This is a genomic window from Imperialibacter sp., assembly GCF_040222815.1.
GTDB lineage: Bacteria > Bacteroidota > Bacteroidia > Cytophagales > Cyclobacteriaceae > Imperialibacter.
In genome coordinates this window covers 1-16,107 of record NZ_JAVKCH010000036.1, presented here as the reverse complement: position 1 = coordinate 16,107, position 16,107 = coordinate 1, and the positions used below count along the sequence as shown (strand labels likewise).

Annotated in this window: 16 protein-coding genes; 10 read left to right on the top strand and 6 right to left on the bottom strand. The window is 46.8% G+C overall.

What is annotated here, in order from left to right; genetic code table 11:
• The first annotated feature begins 57 nt into the window (after positions 1–57).
• Entirely contained in the window at positions 58–1,632 is a 1,575-nt protein-coding gene (locus tag RIF36_RS17265) for a serine hydrolase domain-containing protein (RefSeq protein WP_350123329.1), read from the top strand.
• A 45-nt stretch (positions 1,633–1,677) separates the two neighbouring features.
• On the opposite strand, the gene hemL is transcribed toward RIF36_RS17265, so the two are convergent.
• Genes hemL through guaA form a run of 3 tightly spaced genes read right to left on the bottom strand, consistent with a single transcriptional unit; the run spans position 1,678 to position 6,345 of the window.
• On the bottom strand, positions 1,678–2,976 hold the full coding sequence (hemL, locus tag RIF36_RS17260) for a glutamate-1-semialdehyde 2,1-aminomutase (protein WP_350093738.1): 1,299 nt from the start codon (positions 2,974–2,976) through the stop codon (positions 1,678–1,680).
• Between the two features lie 4 nt (positions 2,977–2,980).
• A complete protein-coding gene (locus RIF36_RS17255; RefSeq protein ID WP_350123332.1) occupies positions 2,981–4,825 on the bottom strand; it encodes an ABC transporter substrate-binding protein in 1,845 nt (614 codons plus the stop codon).
• Positions 4,816–6,345 (bottom strand): glutamine-hydrolyzing GMP synthase, encoded by a 1,530-nt coding sequence (gene guaA, locus RIF36_RS17250; RefSeq protein WP_350123335.1) that lies wholly within the window; start codon positions 6,343–6,345, stop codon positions 4,816–4,818. Before guaA ends, RIF36_RS17255 begins: the two co-directional genes overlap by 10 nt.
• A 38-nt stretch (positions 6,346–6,383) precedes the next feature.
• Here guaA and RIF36_RS17245 point away from each other — a divergent pair, with 38 nt between their 5' ends.
• The 6 genes from RIF36_RS17245 (at position 6,384) to RIF36_RS17220 (ending at position 9,115) form a co-directional block, all read left to right on the top strand.
• Positions 6,384–6,533 (top strand): hypothetical protein, encoded by a 150-nt coding sequence (locus RIF36_RS17245; RefSeq protein WP_350123338.1) that lies wholly within the window; start codon positions 6,384–6,386, stop codon positions 6,531–6,533.
• Positions 6,534–6,705: 172 nt separating this feature from the next.
• Positions 6,706–7,053 carry a hypothetical protein gene (locus RIF36_RS17240; protein WP_350123340.1) on the top strand — a complete coding sequence of 116 codons (348 nt, stop codon included), beginning with the start codon at positions 6,706–6,708 and terminating at the stop codon, positions 7,051–7,053.
• Positions 7,054–7,066: 13 nt separating this feature from the next.
• A complete protein-coding gene (locus tag RIF36_RS17235; RefSeq protein ID WP_350123342.1) occupies positions 7,067–7,339 on the top strand; it encodes a hypothetical protein in 273 nt (90 codons plus the stop codon).
• Between the two features lie 25 nt (positions 7,340–7,364).
• Positions 7,365–7,640, top strand: a complete 276-nt coding sequence (locus RIF36_RS17230; RefSeq protein ID WP_350123345.1) for a hypothetical protein — start codon at positions 7,365–7,367, stop codon at positions 7,638–7,640.
• A gap of 22 nt (positions 7,641–7,662) precedes the next feature.
• The gene (locus tag RIF36_RS17225) at positions 7,663–7,887 is read left to right on the top strand and encodes a hypothetical protein (protein ID WP_350123348.1); all 225 of its coding nucleotides are present in this window, start codon (positions 7,663–7,665) and stop codon (positions 7,885–7,887) included.
• Positions 7,888–8,017: 130 nt separating this feature from the next.
• Positions 8,018–9,115 (top strand): DUF695 domain-containing protein, encoded by a 1,098-nt coding sequence (locus RIF36_RS17220; protein ID WP_350123351.1) that lies wholly within the window; start codon positions 8,018–8,020, stop codon positions 9,113–9,115.
• 48 nt (positions 9,116–9,163) lie between these two features.
• Here the strand turns inward: RIF36_RS17220 and RIF36_RS17215 are convergent, their stop codons facing one another.
• Together RIF36_RS17215 and RIF36_RS17210 are read right to left on the bottom strand one after the other, a co-directional pair.
• Positions 9,164–10,546, bottom strand: coding sequence for a high affinity choline transporter 1 (locus RIF36_RS17215; protein ID WP_350123354.1), 1,383 nt, complete (start codon positions 10,544–10,546; stop codon positions 9,164–9,166).
• Between the two features lie 149 nt (positions 10,547–10,695).
• Positions 10,696–11,097 (bottom strand): Hsp20/alpha crystallin family protein, encoded by a 402-nt coding sequence (locus RIF36_RS17210; RefSeq protein ID WP_350123357.1) that lies wholly within the window; start codon positions 11,095–11,097, stop codon positions 10,696–10,698.
• Positions 11,098–11,249: 152 nt separating this feature from the next.
• Here RIF36_RS17210 and RIF36_RS17205 point away from each other — a divergent pair, with 152 nt between their 5' ends.
• Positions 11,250–12,245, top strand: coding sequence for a phosphatase PAP2 family protein (locus tag RIF36_RS17205; protein ID WP_350123360.1), 996 nt, complete (start codon positions 11,250–11,252; stop codon positions 12,243–12,245).
• A gap of 27 nt (positions 12,246–12,272) precedes the next feature.
• Here RIF36_RS17205 and RIF36_RS17200 read toward each other — a convergent pair whose 3' ends face one another.
• Positions 12,273–12,992: a DUF4197 domain-containing protein gene (locus RIF36_RS17200; protein WP_350075586.1), complete on the bottom strand. Its 720-nt coding sequence runs from the start codon at positions 12,990–12,992 to the stop codon at positions 12,273–12,275.
• A 158-nt stretch (positions 12,993–13,150) separates the two neighbouring features.
• On the opposite strand from RIF36_RS17200, the gene RIF36_RS17195 reads away from it, so the two are divergent.
• Together RIF36_RS17195 and RIF36_RS17190 are read left to right on the top strand one after the other, a co-directional pair.
• On the top strand, positions 13,151–14,410 hold the full coding sequence (locus RIF36_RS17195; RefSeq protein WP_350123363.1) for a competence/damage-inducible protein A: 1,260 nt from the start codon (positions 13,151–13,153) through the stop codon (positions 14,408–14,410).
• A gap of 231 nt (positions 14,411–14,641) precedes the next feature.
• Positions 14,642–15,910, top strand: a complete 1,269-nt coding sequence (locus tag RIF36_RS17190) for a dihydrolipoamide acetyltransferase family protein (protein ID WP_350123365.1) — start codon at positions 14,642–14,644, stop codon at positions 15,908–15,910.
• The last annotated feature ends 197 nt before the right edge of the window (positions 15,911–16,107 follow it).

Genomic DNA, 16,107 nt, shown 5'->3' with positions numbered 1-16,107 from the left:
CATTTCAAAAACCTCCACGGTTTAGGTTAAATTGTCTCCAACCTAAACCAGGCTTCTATGAAATCATCGGTCCTCATCACTTGTCTCCTCATTGTGGCTTCCTGCGAAACGGCCTCACCCCCTGCCAATCAGGATGCTACCCAACCAGGTATCGTTAGTTTTGACCCCGCATTCAAGGCTGCAGCGTTCACCGAAACCGACAGGGTGCAAAAAGTAGTTGCCCTGGGGCCCGAGATCGACGCAATGCTGCAACAAGCCGCCAAAGACAATCACTACCCCGGCATGGTGTATGGTATCGTCATGGAAGGGAAATTAGTTTGGTCAAGCTCTTACGGTATTGTTAATACCGACAACAAAGCGCCAGTCTCAAACAAGTCTCTGTTCAAAATAGCCTCGATGAGCAAAAGTTTTACCGCCATGGGGATTATGAAACTGGTGGAAATGGGAAAGCTCAAACTAAACGACCAAGCGGCCACTTATATGCCAGAAATGAAAAGCCTGGTATACCTCACCAAAGACGCCACACCCATCACCATCGAAAACCTGCTCACGATGACTGCCGGCTTTCCAGAAGACAATCCCTGGGGAGACAGACAGCTGGAAGACACACCAGAAGAGTTGCAAGCTTTGGTGGCACAAGGCCTAAGCTTCTCCAATATTCCGTCTTTTGGCTACGAGTACAGCAACACCGGCTTTGCAATTCTCGGACAAATCATCAGCAATGTATCAGGGCAGCCCTATCAAGAGTTCATCAACGAGAACATCTTTAAGCCGCTTGGCATGAACAACACTCATTGGGAGTTTGAGGGCCTGCCGGAAGACCTGCTGGCGCTGGGCTATCGGTGGGAAGATGAACAATGGAAGCCGGAGCCTCTGCTGCACGATGGTGCCTTTGGCTGCATGGGAGGGCTCATCACATCGCTGGACGATTTCAGCAAGTATGTGGCCTATCACCTTTCCGCCTATCCCCCAAACAACGATGACGAGTATGGCCCGGTAAAGAGAAGTTCTCTGAGAAACATGCACAAACCCAAGGAGCCAAGCCTAATGGCAGACGCCAGGGATGCAGATGGAAATCCTTGCCCTATGATTAGCGGGTACGGCTATGGGTTGAGCGCCAGAAAAGACTGCAACGGTGTGTTGTACATACGGCACAGCGGCGGGCTGCCCGGTTTTGGCAGTGACTATCGTTTTTATCCTGAATACGACCTGGGCATCATTTCCTTTGCCAACCGCACCTATGCAGGCGCTGGCGCCATCAACAATGAGGTCGCCAACCTGATTTTCAAAAAAGCCGGTCTTCAGCCCAGGATATTGCCAGCTTCTGATATTCTCCTCGCAGCCCAGACAAAAGTGGCCAGTTGGCTACAGACCAACGAAGCAGGTGTTGAAGAAGCACTTTTTGCGGAAAATTTCTTCCTGGATTTTTCCAGAGACAGACGCATCAAAGAATACAATCAGGCCCTGGCTCCTATTGGTAATGTTACCAAAGTGGGTGAAATGAAAGCCATCAACCAACTCAGAGGAGTTTTTACCCTCACAGGCGAAAACGGGAATGCAGAAGTTTTCTTCACCATGTCTCCTGAAAAAACACCAAAAGTGCAGCAGCTGGATGTTCGGGCAAAGGAATGAAATAGGGATTTGGTGCCACCAGCTACGCTGTGGGCACCAAGTTTTTCAGGAATGGATTTCTTTCAAGGACTCTTTGTTGGCGGCAATAATCTTGTCTGCCAGTTCTTCAGTAATGGCAGTAGAGATAAACAGCGTTTCATACTGCGAGGGTGCCAGATAGATTCCTTTCTCAAGCATCTTCTGAAAGTACTTGCCAAACATAACCGTATCGCTGGTCTTGGCTGAGTCGAAGTTTACCACGTCAGAGTTGGTAAAAAACAGGCTGAACATGCTGCCAACATGGTTGATGGTATGCAGCAAGCCAAGTGACTCCAGGTTGTGCCTGAACCCGTCCACAATTCGTTGCGTAATCTTGTTCAGGTAGGTGTATGTCTCTGGGTGCTCGTTCAGGTAGGTAAGCATTGCCTTGCCGGCTGCCATGGCTATTGGGTTGCCCGATAAGGTGCCTGCCTGATATACTGGTCCGGCCGGACTCACATAGTTCATGATTTCAGCACGACCGCCATATGCACCAACAGGCATACCGCCACCGATAATTTTGCCCATGGTGGTTAGATCGGGAGTGATGCCGAATATTTCCTGTGCGCCGCCCTTTGCCAGGCGGAAGCCGGTCATAACTTCATCGAATATCAATAGAATGCCTTCCTGATCGCAAAGCTTACGCAGACCTTCAAGAAACCCCTGTGCGGGTAGTACACAGCCCATGTTACCAACCACGGGCTCTAAAATAATAGCCGCAATTGTTCCCTTATTCTTAGCAGCCAGCATTTCCACAGCAGCCAAATCATTGAAAGGTGCCGTTAAAGTATCTTTCGCCGTTCCCTCGGTTACGCCAGGACTATCGGGCGTTCCCATGGTTACCGCACCACTTCCCGCCGCAATCAAAAACGAATCGCCATGACCATGGTAGCAGCCTTCAAACTTGATAATTTTGTCTCTTCCGGTGAATCCACGAGCTACTCTGACAGCCGACATGGTGGCCTCGGTACCGGAGTTGACCATGCGCACCTTCTCAATAGAAGGCACCATATGTGAAATCAGCTCCGCAATTTCCACCTCAGCCCTCGTAGGGGCTCCAAATGAAAATGATTTGCCTATGGCGTTTCTTACAGCTTCTTCAATCATCTCATTGGCATGGCCCAAAATCATTGGCCCCCATGAGTTGATCATTTCAATATACTTATTGCCATCTTCATCAAAAAGGTAGGCCCCCTTAGCTGACTTGATAAATAGTGGGTTGCCCCCTACTGCTTTAAATGCCCTAACCGGAGAATTTACGCCACCTGGAATTACTTTTTGTGCCCTGTCAAAGAGCGCTGCACTGCTAGATCTGTTCAACGTCATACTGCTACTTAACTTCCTTCACTAATTGGTTATTCTCTAACTTTAGAAAAGTCACCACTTGATTATCGTTGTGGAATCCATATTCAAAACCAGAAGTAAATACCCCTTCCACTATCTCTCCTTCCGGCAAGCCCGCCTGAAAGTAATTGCCATTGGCATGCATCAAGCCTCCAAAAACAATCGTCATTTCATAACCTAAGGAAGCATATACCGATGGTGGTGCTTTGTATTTTCTCATATAGTTTCCGCTAAACGACTGGTAGGTCGTCCGGCTCTTGTCTATGAAAACAGGTGATATGAATACCGCATTGATCCTTTCCACCTGATCATAATTCACCTGAGGAATATCCAGCCAGTCTTCCCTGCCGATCACGGGGATTTTATCAGGACGGATTTCTATTGCGCTGATGGTGTTGGTAGCGAAGAGAGGGTTAGATGAGGCAATCATGATATGACCTATACTGTCTCGTTTGATGCTCCACACTTCCTCAATATAGACCAAAGAATCCTTGCCAAACGTCTTCTGCTTCGACTTCACAATGTATTTGTCCGGTTTCAGCAGCATTGAATCCAAGCGTTCTTTGCTCTTGATTTCTACCTCTTTTTTGAAGCTCAATGTGTCAATAAGGTAGTGGGCTTCATTCGACCTCAAAGGCTTCACTTTCAACACATTGAACTCATTATCTCGCAACTGCTGCGCATAAAGCACTGCTGCAAGTGAGTCTCTGTTATCGTTGGGTTTGTATTCGTAAAAAACAAGTGCGTTTTTATTATCCTGAAATTTCTCTATCGCATATTCAGCAGCCTTCAACGATTGGGTCAGGTAGGTTGGTCGGAGAAGGAACGAAAACGGATTACCTGCCATCACGTCGGGATTGGCCGACACCGGATTGATCATATTGATCTTATTGGCAAAGGAAAAGTCCGACACCAGCTTACTTGGCTCAGGGTACAGCGGCCCGATAATCAAATCCATCCGCTTCAGCTCCGCTTTTTGCAGAAGTTTGGTTGTGACAGCTCCGCTCCTCCTGGTATCATAGGCATGGATAGTCACTTTCTTGTTCTCAGCATTAAGCTTTTCGGCAGCCAGAAGAATACCTGTATAGAGTTCGGTAACAAAATCAGCCCGTGGATTAGCTTTGCTTTCATCCAATGAGGAGAACATAAAAGGCAGCATTACTGCCACGTGGTACTCGTTCTTTTTGACAGACTTGCTAAGGTCAACCAGCCCGAATGATTCCACGGGCAGATCAAACTTCTCTACTATTTCCCTCACCATGGCCTGGTCAAGCGTATTGCCCGGATCACTCACGATTTTTCGTGCCAACCTGGAAGCTACTACGGTATCCCTGTCGTAGACGTTATACAATGCCTTTAGCTGGTTCAGACTATCTATTTTTGAAATGTATTTCGTCTTCAGTAGATTAATTTCGCTGGACATAGAAGGGCTTTTCACCCTCTTCAGATAATCAAGTGCAGCCGCAGGCTGATTTTGCTCAAAATAGCCAGTGGCCACCCAGTAGTAGGCTTCGTCCAGCTTTTCCCAGTCCGGGAATCGTTGTGTCAGCTCAAGAAACAGGCTGCGGCTGTTCTCCGACTGACCTAGCTTGTAAGCCGACAGAGCATTGTAAAATGCAGCATAGGGAGCGTACGGGTTGTTAGGAGCGGGCATCATCACCTTCTTAAAGGACTGCATGGCCAACTCGTAGCGCCCCTCCCGGAAGAGCTCCTTGCCGAAGGTGAAATTAGTTTGGTGGTCCTGTGCTTGCGTAGAAGCTGCCCAAAAAAGCAAACAAATAACGCTCAGGCTTCTAAGAATAGCTGGATATCGCATGTTGATTATTCCCATTCAATGGTTGCAGGCGGCTTAGAGCTGATGTCATACACCACTCTGTTGACCCCCTTTACTTTATTGATAATTTCACTCGATATTTCTCCCAGGAATTCATAAGGCAGGTGACAAAAATCGGCAGTCATGCCGTCGACACTAGTTACTGCTCTTAAAGCTACTACATTTTCATAAGTTCTTTCGTCGCCCATCACACCGACTGCCTGAATTGGCGTAAGCATAGCGCCTGCCTGCCAAACCTGGTCGTACAAACCATGGTCTTTCAGGCCCTGTACAAAGATATGATCCACTTCCTGCAGCACTCTGACTTTTTCAGCAGTGATCTCACTCAAAATCCTGATTCCCAAACCAGGGCCGGGAAAAGGATGGCGGCCCAAAATATTAGGATCAATCTCCAGCGTGCGCCCCACATTCCTCACCTCATCTTTGAACAATGTATTGAGCGGCTCCACCACCTTCATTTTCATTTTGTCAGGCAGGCCACCTACGTTGTGGTGCGACTTGATGGTGGCAGACGGCCCTTTCACCGAAACAGACTCGATCACATCAGGGTATATAGTGCCCTGACCAAGCCACTTCACGTCTTGAATTTTGTGCGCCTCTTCGTCAAACACCTCAATAAACGCCCGACCAATCGCCTTCCGCTTTTGCTCAGGCTCTGTCAGTCCTTTAAGCGCTACATAAAAACGCTGTGAAGCGTCCACACCCTTCACATTCAAGCCCATGTGCTTATAAGACTCAAGCACACTAATAAACTCATTTTTGCGAAGGAGGCCGTTATCAACGAAGATACAATGCAGGTTTTTGCCGATGGCCTTGTGAATAAGCATGGCAGCCACTGAGGAGTCCACTCCGCCGGAAAGCCCCATGACCACCTTATCGTTGCCCAGTTTGGCTTTCAATTCAGCCACTGTGGTTTCAACGAAGATGTCTGGTGTCCAGTCCTGGCTGCAGCCGCAGATGTGCACTACAAAATTGCGCAGCAGCGTCTTTCCCTCGGTTGTATGTGTCACCTCAGGATGAAACTGAATGCCGTAAACGGGTTCATTCTTCAACTTGAAAGCCGCCACATTCACCGACGGGGTACTGGCAATCACCTCATACTTGTCAGGTATGCTTGCTATGGTATCGGCATGCGACATCCACACTTGCGAGTTAAGCGTAATTTCTTTCAGCAGGTCGTGGTGCGAATCCACCTTGCTAAGCTTGGCCCTGCCATATTCTCTGATTTCCGAGGGAAGAACATCGCCTCCACTTTTTTTTGCCATGAGCTGTGCACCATAGCAAACGCCTAACAATGGCACTTTTGAAGAATAAAAATCAATATCTATGTCTGGTGAACCTTCGTCTCTTACAGAGCACGGGCTACCGGAAAGAATGACGCCTTTGACGTCGTCGCTCCACTCAGGAAGGTGGTTGTAAGGGTGTATTTCGCAGTAAACATTGAGCTCCCGAACCCGGCGAGCGATGAGTTGTGTGTATTGAGATCCGAAGTCGAGGATCAGAATCATTTCAGCCATCCGCAAAAATAATACGGGGGGTTAGTTTAAACTAGTTTTTGAGTGGGAAAGTCGGGAGGAAAATGGAAGTGGGAAGTTTGGAGACGGGAGACCGGAGACCGGAGATGTCGGTACTGCTAGTGGGGCCAGCGCTGGGGCAGTCAGCCGCCGTTTTGGAGACTGAACTAGTGGCTGACGGCTCTTGGTAGGTAACTACACCTGACGCCTCTGCACCACATGCAGAGAAGGTGCGTGAAGACACGACACCTTAACAATTCATAATCGATGCCCGATGGCTCTTTCGCTGTGGCTGGCGCCGCACCAACACCTGCACAAGGCTAATAAAAGCTACCTTTTCACATTAAAATTCTATATTTAAGCATGAAAAGTTTTCTATTTTTTATTGGAGGTGGCGTGTTCATGATGCTAGCCTCTTATTCTACGCCAGAAATATATTCCTGTAAGGATGAAGTAAAGAAGCTAATGGTGGCAAATGACTCATTGAGGGCAGAAGTTCAAAAGTCCCAGGCTATTGCCGAGGTCAGGAGACGTGAAGCAGAGCAACAAACTCTAATAGCCGAAACGCAAAGAACGATTGCAGACAGGTCTCAGGAAGAAGCACTCATTCAGGCTGAAGGAGCAGTTGAGGCTGCCACTGAAGCCACCAGGCAAAAAGCCTTAGCGAATGACTATAAAAAACAACTCGAAGCTTGTCAAAAGCACAACTAAAGTCATAACAACCATGAAGCTCTGGGCTAAAATCACAATCGGCATTCAAACGCTCATCATTATCTTTTTTGCTATTTACTCCTCTCTCAAAGCGAATGAAGCTTCCACGTTCCTGAACCTATTGAGGGAGCAAGAGGCCCTGCTCGTTCGGGCTGAGCTGGAAGCCGAGAAGCAAACTGAAATAGCGATGAGTGCTCAAGCCGAGGCCGAACAGCAACGAATGATGGCCAAACAACAAACTGCCCTTGCTCAGCAAATGCTAGAAGCATGCGAAAACAGAAAATAAGTTCTATCAACCAAAACGTAAAACCATGAAACTCTGGGCTAAAATTATAATAGGCGTTCAAAGCCTTTGTATCGTTTTTATGCTTATCTACGCCTTCATCCTGGCATCGGAGGCAACCAGGCAATCTACTATCGCTGAGCAACAAACACAAATCGCTGTAGCGGCACAACAAGAAGCTGAAATGCAAAGAAAACTAGCTGAGGAAAACGCAGAAGAAGCTCAGCTACAACATATACTTGCTACAGAAGCGGCAGATCAGGCAAGAAAGGCTCTGGAAGATTGCCAAAGCAAAAACAAGTAACTTGCCAGCAAAGGACTTACCCATGAAAAATTTCCCACTGATCATTATTGTCATCTTATCCGCCGCCCTGGTTCTTTTAAGTATCTATGCCAAAATGCAGGCTTCCAAAGCTGAGCTTAACTCGCTAATGGCCAACAAATACCAGGAAATGATGCTGCAGGAGAAGGAGGTGAACGAACAGTTGATGGTAGAGTTGTTGGAGTGTAGGGAGGGGAATAGTGAGGAGAATGTAAGTAGTAAGGAGTAGGCAGTGAATCAGTTGGTCAGGCGGCTGATCTTCATGATAGGGATTATGAAGAATAGCAAGGCGTTTGCGACCTGAAGCAGCAGAAACGTCAGGATATTATTGGAGTTATTTGCCATGTCAAAGAGAAAAAATGGGATTATTTAGAAATTTACTAAGAGCGAAGGAAACACCGATCAAGTCGAACAAGGATTTTTGGAGTTGGTTTCAGAATAATGAAAAAGATTTCTTCAAAGTCATAAAGAGCCAGGGCAATATTGAGCGAGATGTGTTTAATAAATTATCTACACAACTCAATCAACTAAGGGATGGATACTGGTTCCTGGTTGGAATGTGTGATGATAACACTGCGGAATTGATACTAACAGCTGACGGGGTTTGTAAAAACATCGTCTTTGTTGAAGAATTGGTGAGCGGCGCCCCTGTACTTGATAACTGGAAATTCACTGCATTGAAACCTGCACTGAATATTAATGACGTTTACATCAGCATGGGTGACCTGAAATTTAATAAGGAGAATTTATTCTTCTATTCGAATGAACGTTCTGAATATCCCGATGAAGTCGACATTACGGTTGTCCATTCGGACTACCAAGAAGCATTGAAGGAGCCAATTACAAATGGGGTGTACATCTTCATGGATAATTATTTAGGTGAACTCAACTCGTTGACTGCTATCGATAATATGCAGATTGTAGGTACAGAAAATGCTAACAAGGAGTTAATCCCTATAGAGAAACTTAAAGATTACCTTGTTTGGAGAGAAAAAGAATTTGTAGAAAAATATGAAGGAACGAGATATGATACTGTTAGTGATAGCTATAACTCCCTTGAGGCAACGTTAAGTAACGGTAAACCTCTAATAGCTATTATAAATTCTGCTTTACTTAGCTGGGATAGCAAAGCATCTCACCCTTGGGTTGTAAAGGTAGAGATTATATATAAAGGCAATGAAAACGGAATGCCTGACAAACAAATTTACGATCTAATGAATACGTTTGAAGATCAGCTAATGCTTGAATTAAAAGACTCAGCAGGGTATTTGAATATTGGTAGACAAACCGCAGATGGCGCAAGAGAAGTTTATATGGCCTGCAAAGATTTTAGACTGCCTTCGACGGTTCTGGATAGATTTCAATATGATTTTAGAGGCAGATTGAATTTTGACTATGTGATTTACAAAGACAAATACTGGCGATCATTCAACCAATTTAGGCCAGAGATTAACTAGAGCCTAATCCAGTGATTATCACATTTAGTCTGTCATAAAAATTGGAAATCATCTATCCCTGGGAAACAAAAAAGTACCCACCACCATCCCCAAAGCACTGGCACCAAACCCAATAAACATAGCCGGAAACTCGAAGTGAAATACATGTTCGCTCAGAAACCAGCTGATTAGCCCAACCACCATCGACAATATCGCCCCGCCCTGGGACGACTTTTTCCAAAAAAGTGCTGTTACCATTGGCACAAACAGGGTGACTAAGCCCAAAATAGACGACTCCGAAACTAGCTCGAAAATGTTGGTGCGGTACGAAGCCAGCCAGGCAGCCAGGACGGCCATACACACCACTGACGCCCGTAGAATGACCAAAAAGCGTTTATCCGGCATATTTTGATCCATCAGCGGGCGAATGATATTCTCCGATAAAATACTGGCGGGTGCCAGCACCGCTCCACTGCATGTACTGAAAATCGCAGACAGCAGCGCTCCGAAAAACATCACCTGTACCCACATGTCAGTATGTGCCATCACCATCGAGGGCAGCACCTGCTGCGTGTCTCCGTCAATCAGTTCCGGGTAAAGCACCTTCCCTGCCAGGCCAATGAACAGCGGCAGAATAGCAATCAGGCCGTACATGCCCGCCCCTAGCAAAGTAGATCGCACAGCAGTCTTCTCGCTTTCGGCTGAGTTGGCTCGCTGAAAAATATCCTGAGAAGCGAGCGAACCGAGGCCCAGTGTGAGCCATGCCGCCATGTAATGAACCCAGGTCATAGCGTCTCCTTCGGTCGGTACAAAGGAAAAGAAGCCCTCCGGCGCACCATCCAATACCGGTGACATTCCTCCTGCTTTGCTAACAATAGTAACCGCCACAATCACCAGCCCCACGACAATGATGATACTTTGCATAAAATCGGTGATAGTAATGGCCCACATCCCTCCCATCAGTGTATAAATTGTCACCACGCCTGCACTGATCAGGATGCCGTAAATGGTGGGCAGTCCGGAAATGATCTGGATAAGTATGCCAAGCGCCACCAGTTGGGCAGCGATGTAACCAAAAAAGGTAAGCAGCATGCAAGCGCTGGCAATCAGCTCCACGCTTTTTCCATAGTGGTTGCGGTACAAGTCGCCGAGGGTCAGCAGGTTTAATCTGTACAACGGTTTGACAAAGATGAGCGCAAAGAGAACCAGGCACAAAACACCACCAAAGGGGTCTTCAATCACACCCAGCACGCCATGCTTCACAAACTCCGAAGAAGCACCAAAAATAGTCTCTGAGCCAAACCAAAGGGCAAACAGTGCTGACGCTGAGAGAAACATGGGCAGCTTGCGGCCTGCAAGCATGAAGTCCGTGGACGTTTTGATGTACCTGGAAGCCGCTATGCCAATAGCCACAGTCAACAACAGATAAATCACTACAAAAACTCCAAGCATTAGCCCAGCTAAAATGTAAAAGACGAGCAGCAAAAATAGGAGTAGAAAAGTGGAATGCAATACCGTTAAAAACACAAGACCCCACGGGCAAACGCCCGCAGGGTCTTCAAAAAGGACTAATCAAAACTATGCTTAATAGTTATTCTCTTTTACACAGTGTCTATATCTATGCTCCTGAAATACCCCTCAGCCAGCTCGTTAAAAGGCATAATGACTTTCAAATGCTTTTCTTCATATAATGCAGTGATGCTATCCAGCTCCACGTCGAATGGGATAGGCATCAAATGTACAATATTTGGCGCTCCCTCCTGTTCATTCGTGTGGTTGGGTGCCTTATAGTTGAGGTAATGGAACACACTCAAGTGCCTGTTGTGAATTTCAATTTTGAGATTTTCCACCGAGAGTCCCGGAGCAACCACATCCAATTCGTAGCAATCTTCCAGCTTCCTCATTTTTGTGGAAGGAAGACTCATACCTCCATTGATCGTATTCAGCAAATCGGCCGTCACAACCATGTTTTTTACTAAAGAGTCAGATAACTTCATTTTCATATATCCTAAATTCCCACATTAGTCATCAATCAATGTACCAACGCATTATTCAGGCATTTATGTCATGCTTTCTTAATAAAAATTCACAGAATCGGTCAAATTGTCTTTTTGTCTGACAGAGTAATCCTGTAGTTTCGGTAAAAAAATAGCTTATGTTTCAAACCGAGCCAAACCATTTTCTCCAAAGTTTTGACAGCCCGGTCGTTTACTGGCTGATGGACGCTACCACCAGGCTCGGGTACAACTCCGCCTTTATTGCTGTGGCCATTGTGCTCATTTTTGGCGTCCATATGAAGAAGGCCTTCCTTGCTACGCACATGCTTATATGGACAGGGTTTGCCGGAGCTCTTCTGAAGGACTTTTTTGCCCTGCCCCGCCCGGAAAATGTTGATTCATCACTCAAGCACTTGGTCGATGAGTTCACCGCCGTTTCTCCCTTTGTCAGAAAAGGCGGACAATCTTTTTTTAGCTTGCCAGCACCGGAAGCCATTGAATACTACAGAGAGAACAAGCTCGATTCTCATGGGTTTCCTTCAGGCCATGTGAGTGGCTCGGTGGCCTATTGGGGCGGCATCGCCATGTTCTTTAACCGAACCTGGCTAAAAGTGGCAGCCATCATCATCATTGCACTGATGCCCTTCTCACGCATGTACCTCGGCAGGCATTTCCTGGCCGATGTGCTGGGTGGGCTCGTTCTCGGTGGTATTACCGTTTGGCTGGCGTGGTTTTTCCTTATCAAAAAGGACAAACTTTCGGCATATCTGGCCATCCGGAAGCTGCGACTGCAAATGAATATGGCCACCGTCATCTTCATTTCATCCTGCATTTTGCTGCCCATCGTTTTCATCTTCCTGGGCAACAGCATAGCTGCACAATTCTTAGGGCTCAATATTGCTTTCCTCCTCATTGGCTTGCAGGGCTTTCCTTCAGATGAAGGCAAGTGGTTGATCCGGGTTTTAAGGGTGGCATTGGCCATTGCCGTGCTGGTGGGGAGCAGTGTTGTGCTCGATCAACTTATCGGAGCTGTTGGACTAAAGGGAAATGAAATGGTGCTCCTGGCCAAGCGGGCGTTGGAGATGTTTTTGCTGATTTGGGGTAGTACGGCTATTGCACAGAAGTTGGGATGGTACAAAGAAATGGCAGGGTGACGAAATGCTCCCCTGGCAAAGTCAGCTTCAATTATCCTGCTCTTTGAACACCTTTTTCAGCAACTCCGTAGTTCTGGCACCTGGGTTGTTTCTGATGTTTGCTTCTTCCTGAGCCACCAGCTTGAACAGGCCATCTATGGCTAAGGTTGTCGCATAGTCATTCAAATCGGGGTTGACCTTGTCAACCAAAGGAATCTTATTATAAGTATTGACCAGGTCGCCATAGTATTTGGTGGCGTTTACTTTATCGAGTGCCTTCTGAATCACCGGCTTGAATTTAGCTTCTAACTGGCTGGTGGTAGTTTTTTGCAAGTATTGAGTAGCAGCATCTTTGTCGCCTTTCAGTATATTCCAGGCATCATTGATTGTCATTTGCTTAATAGCGCTCACAAAGATAGGAGCAGCCTGCTTGGCCGCTTCTTCAGCTCCTCTGTTCAGTGTTTCGATGAATTGATCCACTTGTTTGTCCATTCCCAACTGACGAAGCTTGGTTTCCACTTTTCTCACATCTGGAGGAAAAGGAATCTTTATCGCTGGATTTTTGAAATAGCCATCAACAGCGGAAGCTTTTTTGGCCCCGTTAGTGATTCCTTTTTCCAGCGCCTCTTTCAGGCCAGATGCCACTTCTTCAGTGGTTGGCTTTGCATCTTTCAGGTAACCATCTACAGTTTTCTGTATTTGCTGAACCGAGCAAGCTGAAATTGCAAGGATGGTAAAAGCCAATATTGTTGCAGACAAGAATCTCATTATGTAGCTGTTTTAAACTTTTTCAAATAAAACCACTTTATGTGTTTATAGCTAAAAATCGAAGTGACAAATTTGGCAGGAATTTAAAGTAGCTGAACCCGGTTTGATAATACTGCTATCTATTAACTTTCGACCTGACAACGAACAACATTCTATTCATGCATATCAACGCAGAAATACTCAGCATAGGCGATGAAATCCTCTATGGACAAATCCACGACACCAACTCCACCTGGATCGGGCAGCAGCTCTCGGAGCGTGGCATCAAGGTCATCCGCAAAACCACGGTAGGTGATGTGGAAAGCGAAATGATGACGGCCTTTGCAGAAGCAGAAAGAAGAGCTGATATTATCATCATCACTGGCGGTCTGGGCCCAACAAAGGATGATCTCACCAAACCACTATTGGCCAGGTATTTTGGTATGGAGCTGGCATTGCATGAAGAAGCATTGGCAGAAATCACTATGCTTTTCGAGAAACGAGGCTTTCAAATGACTGACACCAATCGCCAGCAAGCGTGGTTGCCAGTTGGAAGCACAAAGCTGACCAACCGCATGGGCACAGCGCCTGGGATGTGGTTCGAAAGAGGCAATAAAACCTTTGTGTCGCTACCGGGCGTACCTTATGAAATGAAGGTGCTGATCAGCGAACAGGTCATACCCAGGCTTAGGGAGAAATATACCCTACCGGTCATCTATCACAAAATGATTCGTACCATCGGCATTGGCGAATCGTGGTTGTCGGACAAAATTGAGTGGTGGGAAACCAGCCTGCCTCCTCATATCAGGCTGGCCTACCTTCCCAGTCCGGGAGAGGTGAAGTTGCGCCTGACGGGTGCCGGCCCCAACCTGGATACGCTGGCAAAAGAGGTACAGGAGCAGATCGACAGGGTGATGCCAGATATCCAAAAATTTGTGTACGGCTACGATCAGGAAACCATTGAATCAGCCATTGGTAAACTGCTGCTGGAGCGTAAACTCACTGTTTCTACTGCCGAAAGCTGCACAGGTGGCTACCTGGCCCATGAGATCACGAGCGTACCAGGCAGCTCTGCCTATTACATGGGGAGCATTATTTCCTACGACAACCGGATCAAAACCGAGGAGTTGGGCGTAAAGCAGCAAACACTCGACACAGTTGGCGCAGTGAGCGAAGAAACGGTGCGACAAATGGCCGAGGGAGTGAGAAAAAGGCTAAAAACGGATATTGGCCTGGCTACCTCGGGTGTGGCGGGGCCTGACGGAGGCACACCTGAAAAACCGGTAGGCACTGTGTGGATTGCCTGTGCTTTCGAAGGCCAAACTTTTACCAGAAAACTGCAACTAACCACCGACAGGCAAATCAATATCCACGCCAGTGCGTTGCACACACTCAATCTTTTGAGGACGTCGCTGATGGAAATGGAAGCACTGGCCTAATAGAAACAAGTGAGATAGCGGTAGTTTGGCAAAGCTTACGACACTACAAGGAAAAATTGCACATCATTCCCATTAAAATGTTAACTTAGAGGCCGTGAACGCTATTTTGTAAACAAATGATTCTTAGGTTTTCGTCTATTAAAAGACGATGAATTAGAAGAATGTTTTGAAAAGCAACAAACAACAATACAAATAACCTATTACCCAAAAGGATACGAAATACTTAGTGAGATGGCAGTAGTTGAAATGGTGATGCCCAAAATGGGTGAAAGTATAATGGAAGGAACCATCCTTTCATGGTTGAAAAAGCCAGGAGAGACCATTGAACAGGATGAGTCAGTGCTGGAAGTGGCTACTGACAAAGTGGATACGGAGGTGCCCGCCACTCATGCTGGCGTGTTGAAAGAAATTTTAGCCAAAGAAGGTGAAGTGGTGCAGGTGGGTAAAGCCATTGCTATCATAGAAATAGAAGGAAGCGGCGAGAACGGCCATGCTACCGAGGCTTCAGAGAATGGGAAAGACGCTGTGGCGCTCGCTACGGAAATGGTCGATACCGCTGTAGCAGCAGTGAGCCACGCCCCCGTGGCAAAGCCTAGCTCCGACAGGTTCTACTCTCCCCTCGTGATGAGTATTGCCAAAGAGGAAAAGATCAGCACTTCAGAATTAGAAGGAATTCCCGGCACTGGCAAGGAAGGCCGTGTGACCAAAAATGACATCCTCGCTTACATTCAAACCAAAGGAAAAGGTGCTGCTCCTAAAGTAGCCGAACCTGTAAAAATCACCTACAGCGGCAACGATGAAATCATCGAAATGGATCGCATGCGCAAGATGATTGCAGAACGCATGCTAAGCAGCAGGCAAATCAGTGCCCACGTGACCTCGTTTGTGGAAGTAGACGTGACCAACGTGGTGAATTGGAGAAACAAATGGAAGCGCCCTTTCCTGGAAAAAGAAAAGGCTGCACTTACCTACACCCCCATTTTCATTGAAGCCATTGTGAAGGCCATTAAGGACTTTCCGATGATCAATATCTCAGTGGATGGCACAAAAATTATCAGACACCAGGCGGTACACATTGGCATGGCCGTAGCCCTGCCTTCAGGCAACCTGATCGTGCCTGTGATCAAAAATGCAGACAAGCTGAGCCTCCTCGGCATCACCCATGCTGTGAACGACCTGGCAGAACGTGCCCGCACCAACAGTCTGAAGCCGGATGAGTTATCGGGCGGTACATATACCATCTCCAATGTGGGTGGGTTTGGCAATATCATGGGTACGCCTATCATTATGCAGCCTCAGGTGGCTATTATGGCTGTGGGCGCTGTAAAGAAAAAGCCAGCGGTAATCGAAACCCCACAGGGCGACTTTATCGGTATCCGCCACATGATGTTCCTCAGCCACAGCTACGACCACCGGGTGGTAGATGGCGCACTCGGCGGCATGTTTGTGAGAAAGGTGGCGGATTATTTGGAACAGTTTGATACGACTCGTTCTATTTGAAGATAACTAAAGTTAAAGAAAGAGCTCGCCGGAAATGGCGAGCTCTTTTCGTTTATTTAGAGACTGTTCAGAAAAGTGTGTCATAAGTATAAGTAAAAATAAAGTGAGAACTTATGACAGAAATGGAATCAAAGAAACCACCTCGGAGTGAGTTGGAGCAACTTTTCGAGGAAGCATTACAGACACTTAAGTCAGGT

What these genes read in the sequence shown, in the direction of transcription:
- RIF36_RS17220 (WP_350123351.1), top strand. Translation starts at nt 8,018, where the DNA reads ATGGGATTATTTAGAAATTTACTAAGAGCGAAGGAAACACCGATCAAG.
- RIF36_RS17235 (WP_350123342.1), top strand. Translation starts at nt 7,067, where the DNA reads ATGAAGCTCTGGGCTAAAATCACAATCGGCATTCAAACGCTCATCATT.
- RIF36_RS17225 (WP_350123348.1), top strand. Translation starts at nt 7,663, where the DNA reads ATGAAAAATTTCCCACTGATCATTATTGTCATCTTATCCGCCGCCCTG.
- hemL (WP_350093738.1), bottom strand. Translation starts at nt 2,976, where the DNA reads ATGACGTTGAACAGATCTAGCAGTGCAGCGCTCTTTGACAGGGCACAA.
- RIF36_RS17195 (WP_350123363.1), top strand. Translation starts at nt 13,151, where the DNA reads ATGCATATCAACGCAGAAATACTCAGCATAGGCGATGAAATCCTCTAT.
- RIF36_RS17205 (WP_350123360.1), top strand. Translation starts at nt 11,250, where the DNA reads ATGTTTCAAACCGAGCCAAACCATTTTCTCCAAAGTTTTGACAGCCCG.
- RIF36_RS17255 (WP_350123332.1), bottom strand. Translation starts at nt 4,825, where the DNA reads ATGGGAATAATCAACATGCGATATCCAGCTATTCTTAGAAGCCTGAGC.
- guaA (WP_350123335.1), bottom strand. Translation starts at nt 6,345, where the DNA reads ATGGCTGAAATGATTCTGATCCTCGACTTCGGATCTCAATACACACAA.
- RIF36_RS17190 (WP_350123365.1), top strand. Translation starts at nt 14,642, where the DNA reads ATGGCAGTAGTTGAAATGGTGATGCCCAAAATGGGTGAAAGTATAATG.
- RIF36_RS17230 (WP_350123345.1), top strand. Translation starts at nt 7,365, where the DNA reads ATGAAACTCTGGGCTAAAATTATAATAGGCGTTCAAAGCCTTTGTATC.
- RIF36_RS17265 (WP_350123329.1), top strand. Translation starts at nt 58, where the DNA reads ATGAAATCATCGGTCCTCATCACTTGTCTCCTCATTGTGGCTTCCTGC.
- RIF36_RS17210 (WP_350123357.1), bottom strand. Translation starts at nt 11,097, where the DNA reads ATGAAAATGAAGTTATCTGACTCTTTAGTAAAAAACATGGTTGTGACG.
- RIF36_RS17200 (WP_350075586.1), bottom strand. Translation starts at nt 12,992, where the DNA reads ATGAGATTCTTGTCTGCAACAATATTGGCTTTTACCATCCTTGCAATT.
- RIF36_RS17215 (WP_350123354.1), bottom strand. Translation starts at nt 10,546, where the DNA reads ATGCTTGGAGTTTTTGTAGTGATTTATCTGTTGTTGACTGTGGCTATT.
- RIF36_RS17240 (WP_350123340.1), top strand. Translation starts at nt 6,706, where the DNA reads ATGAAAAGTTTTCTATTTTTTATTGGAGGTGGCGTGTTCATGATGCTA.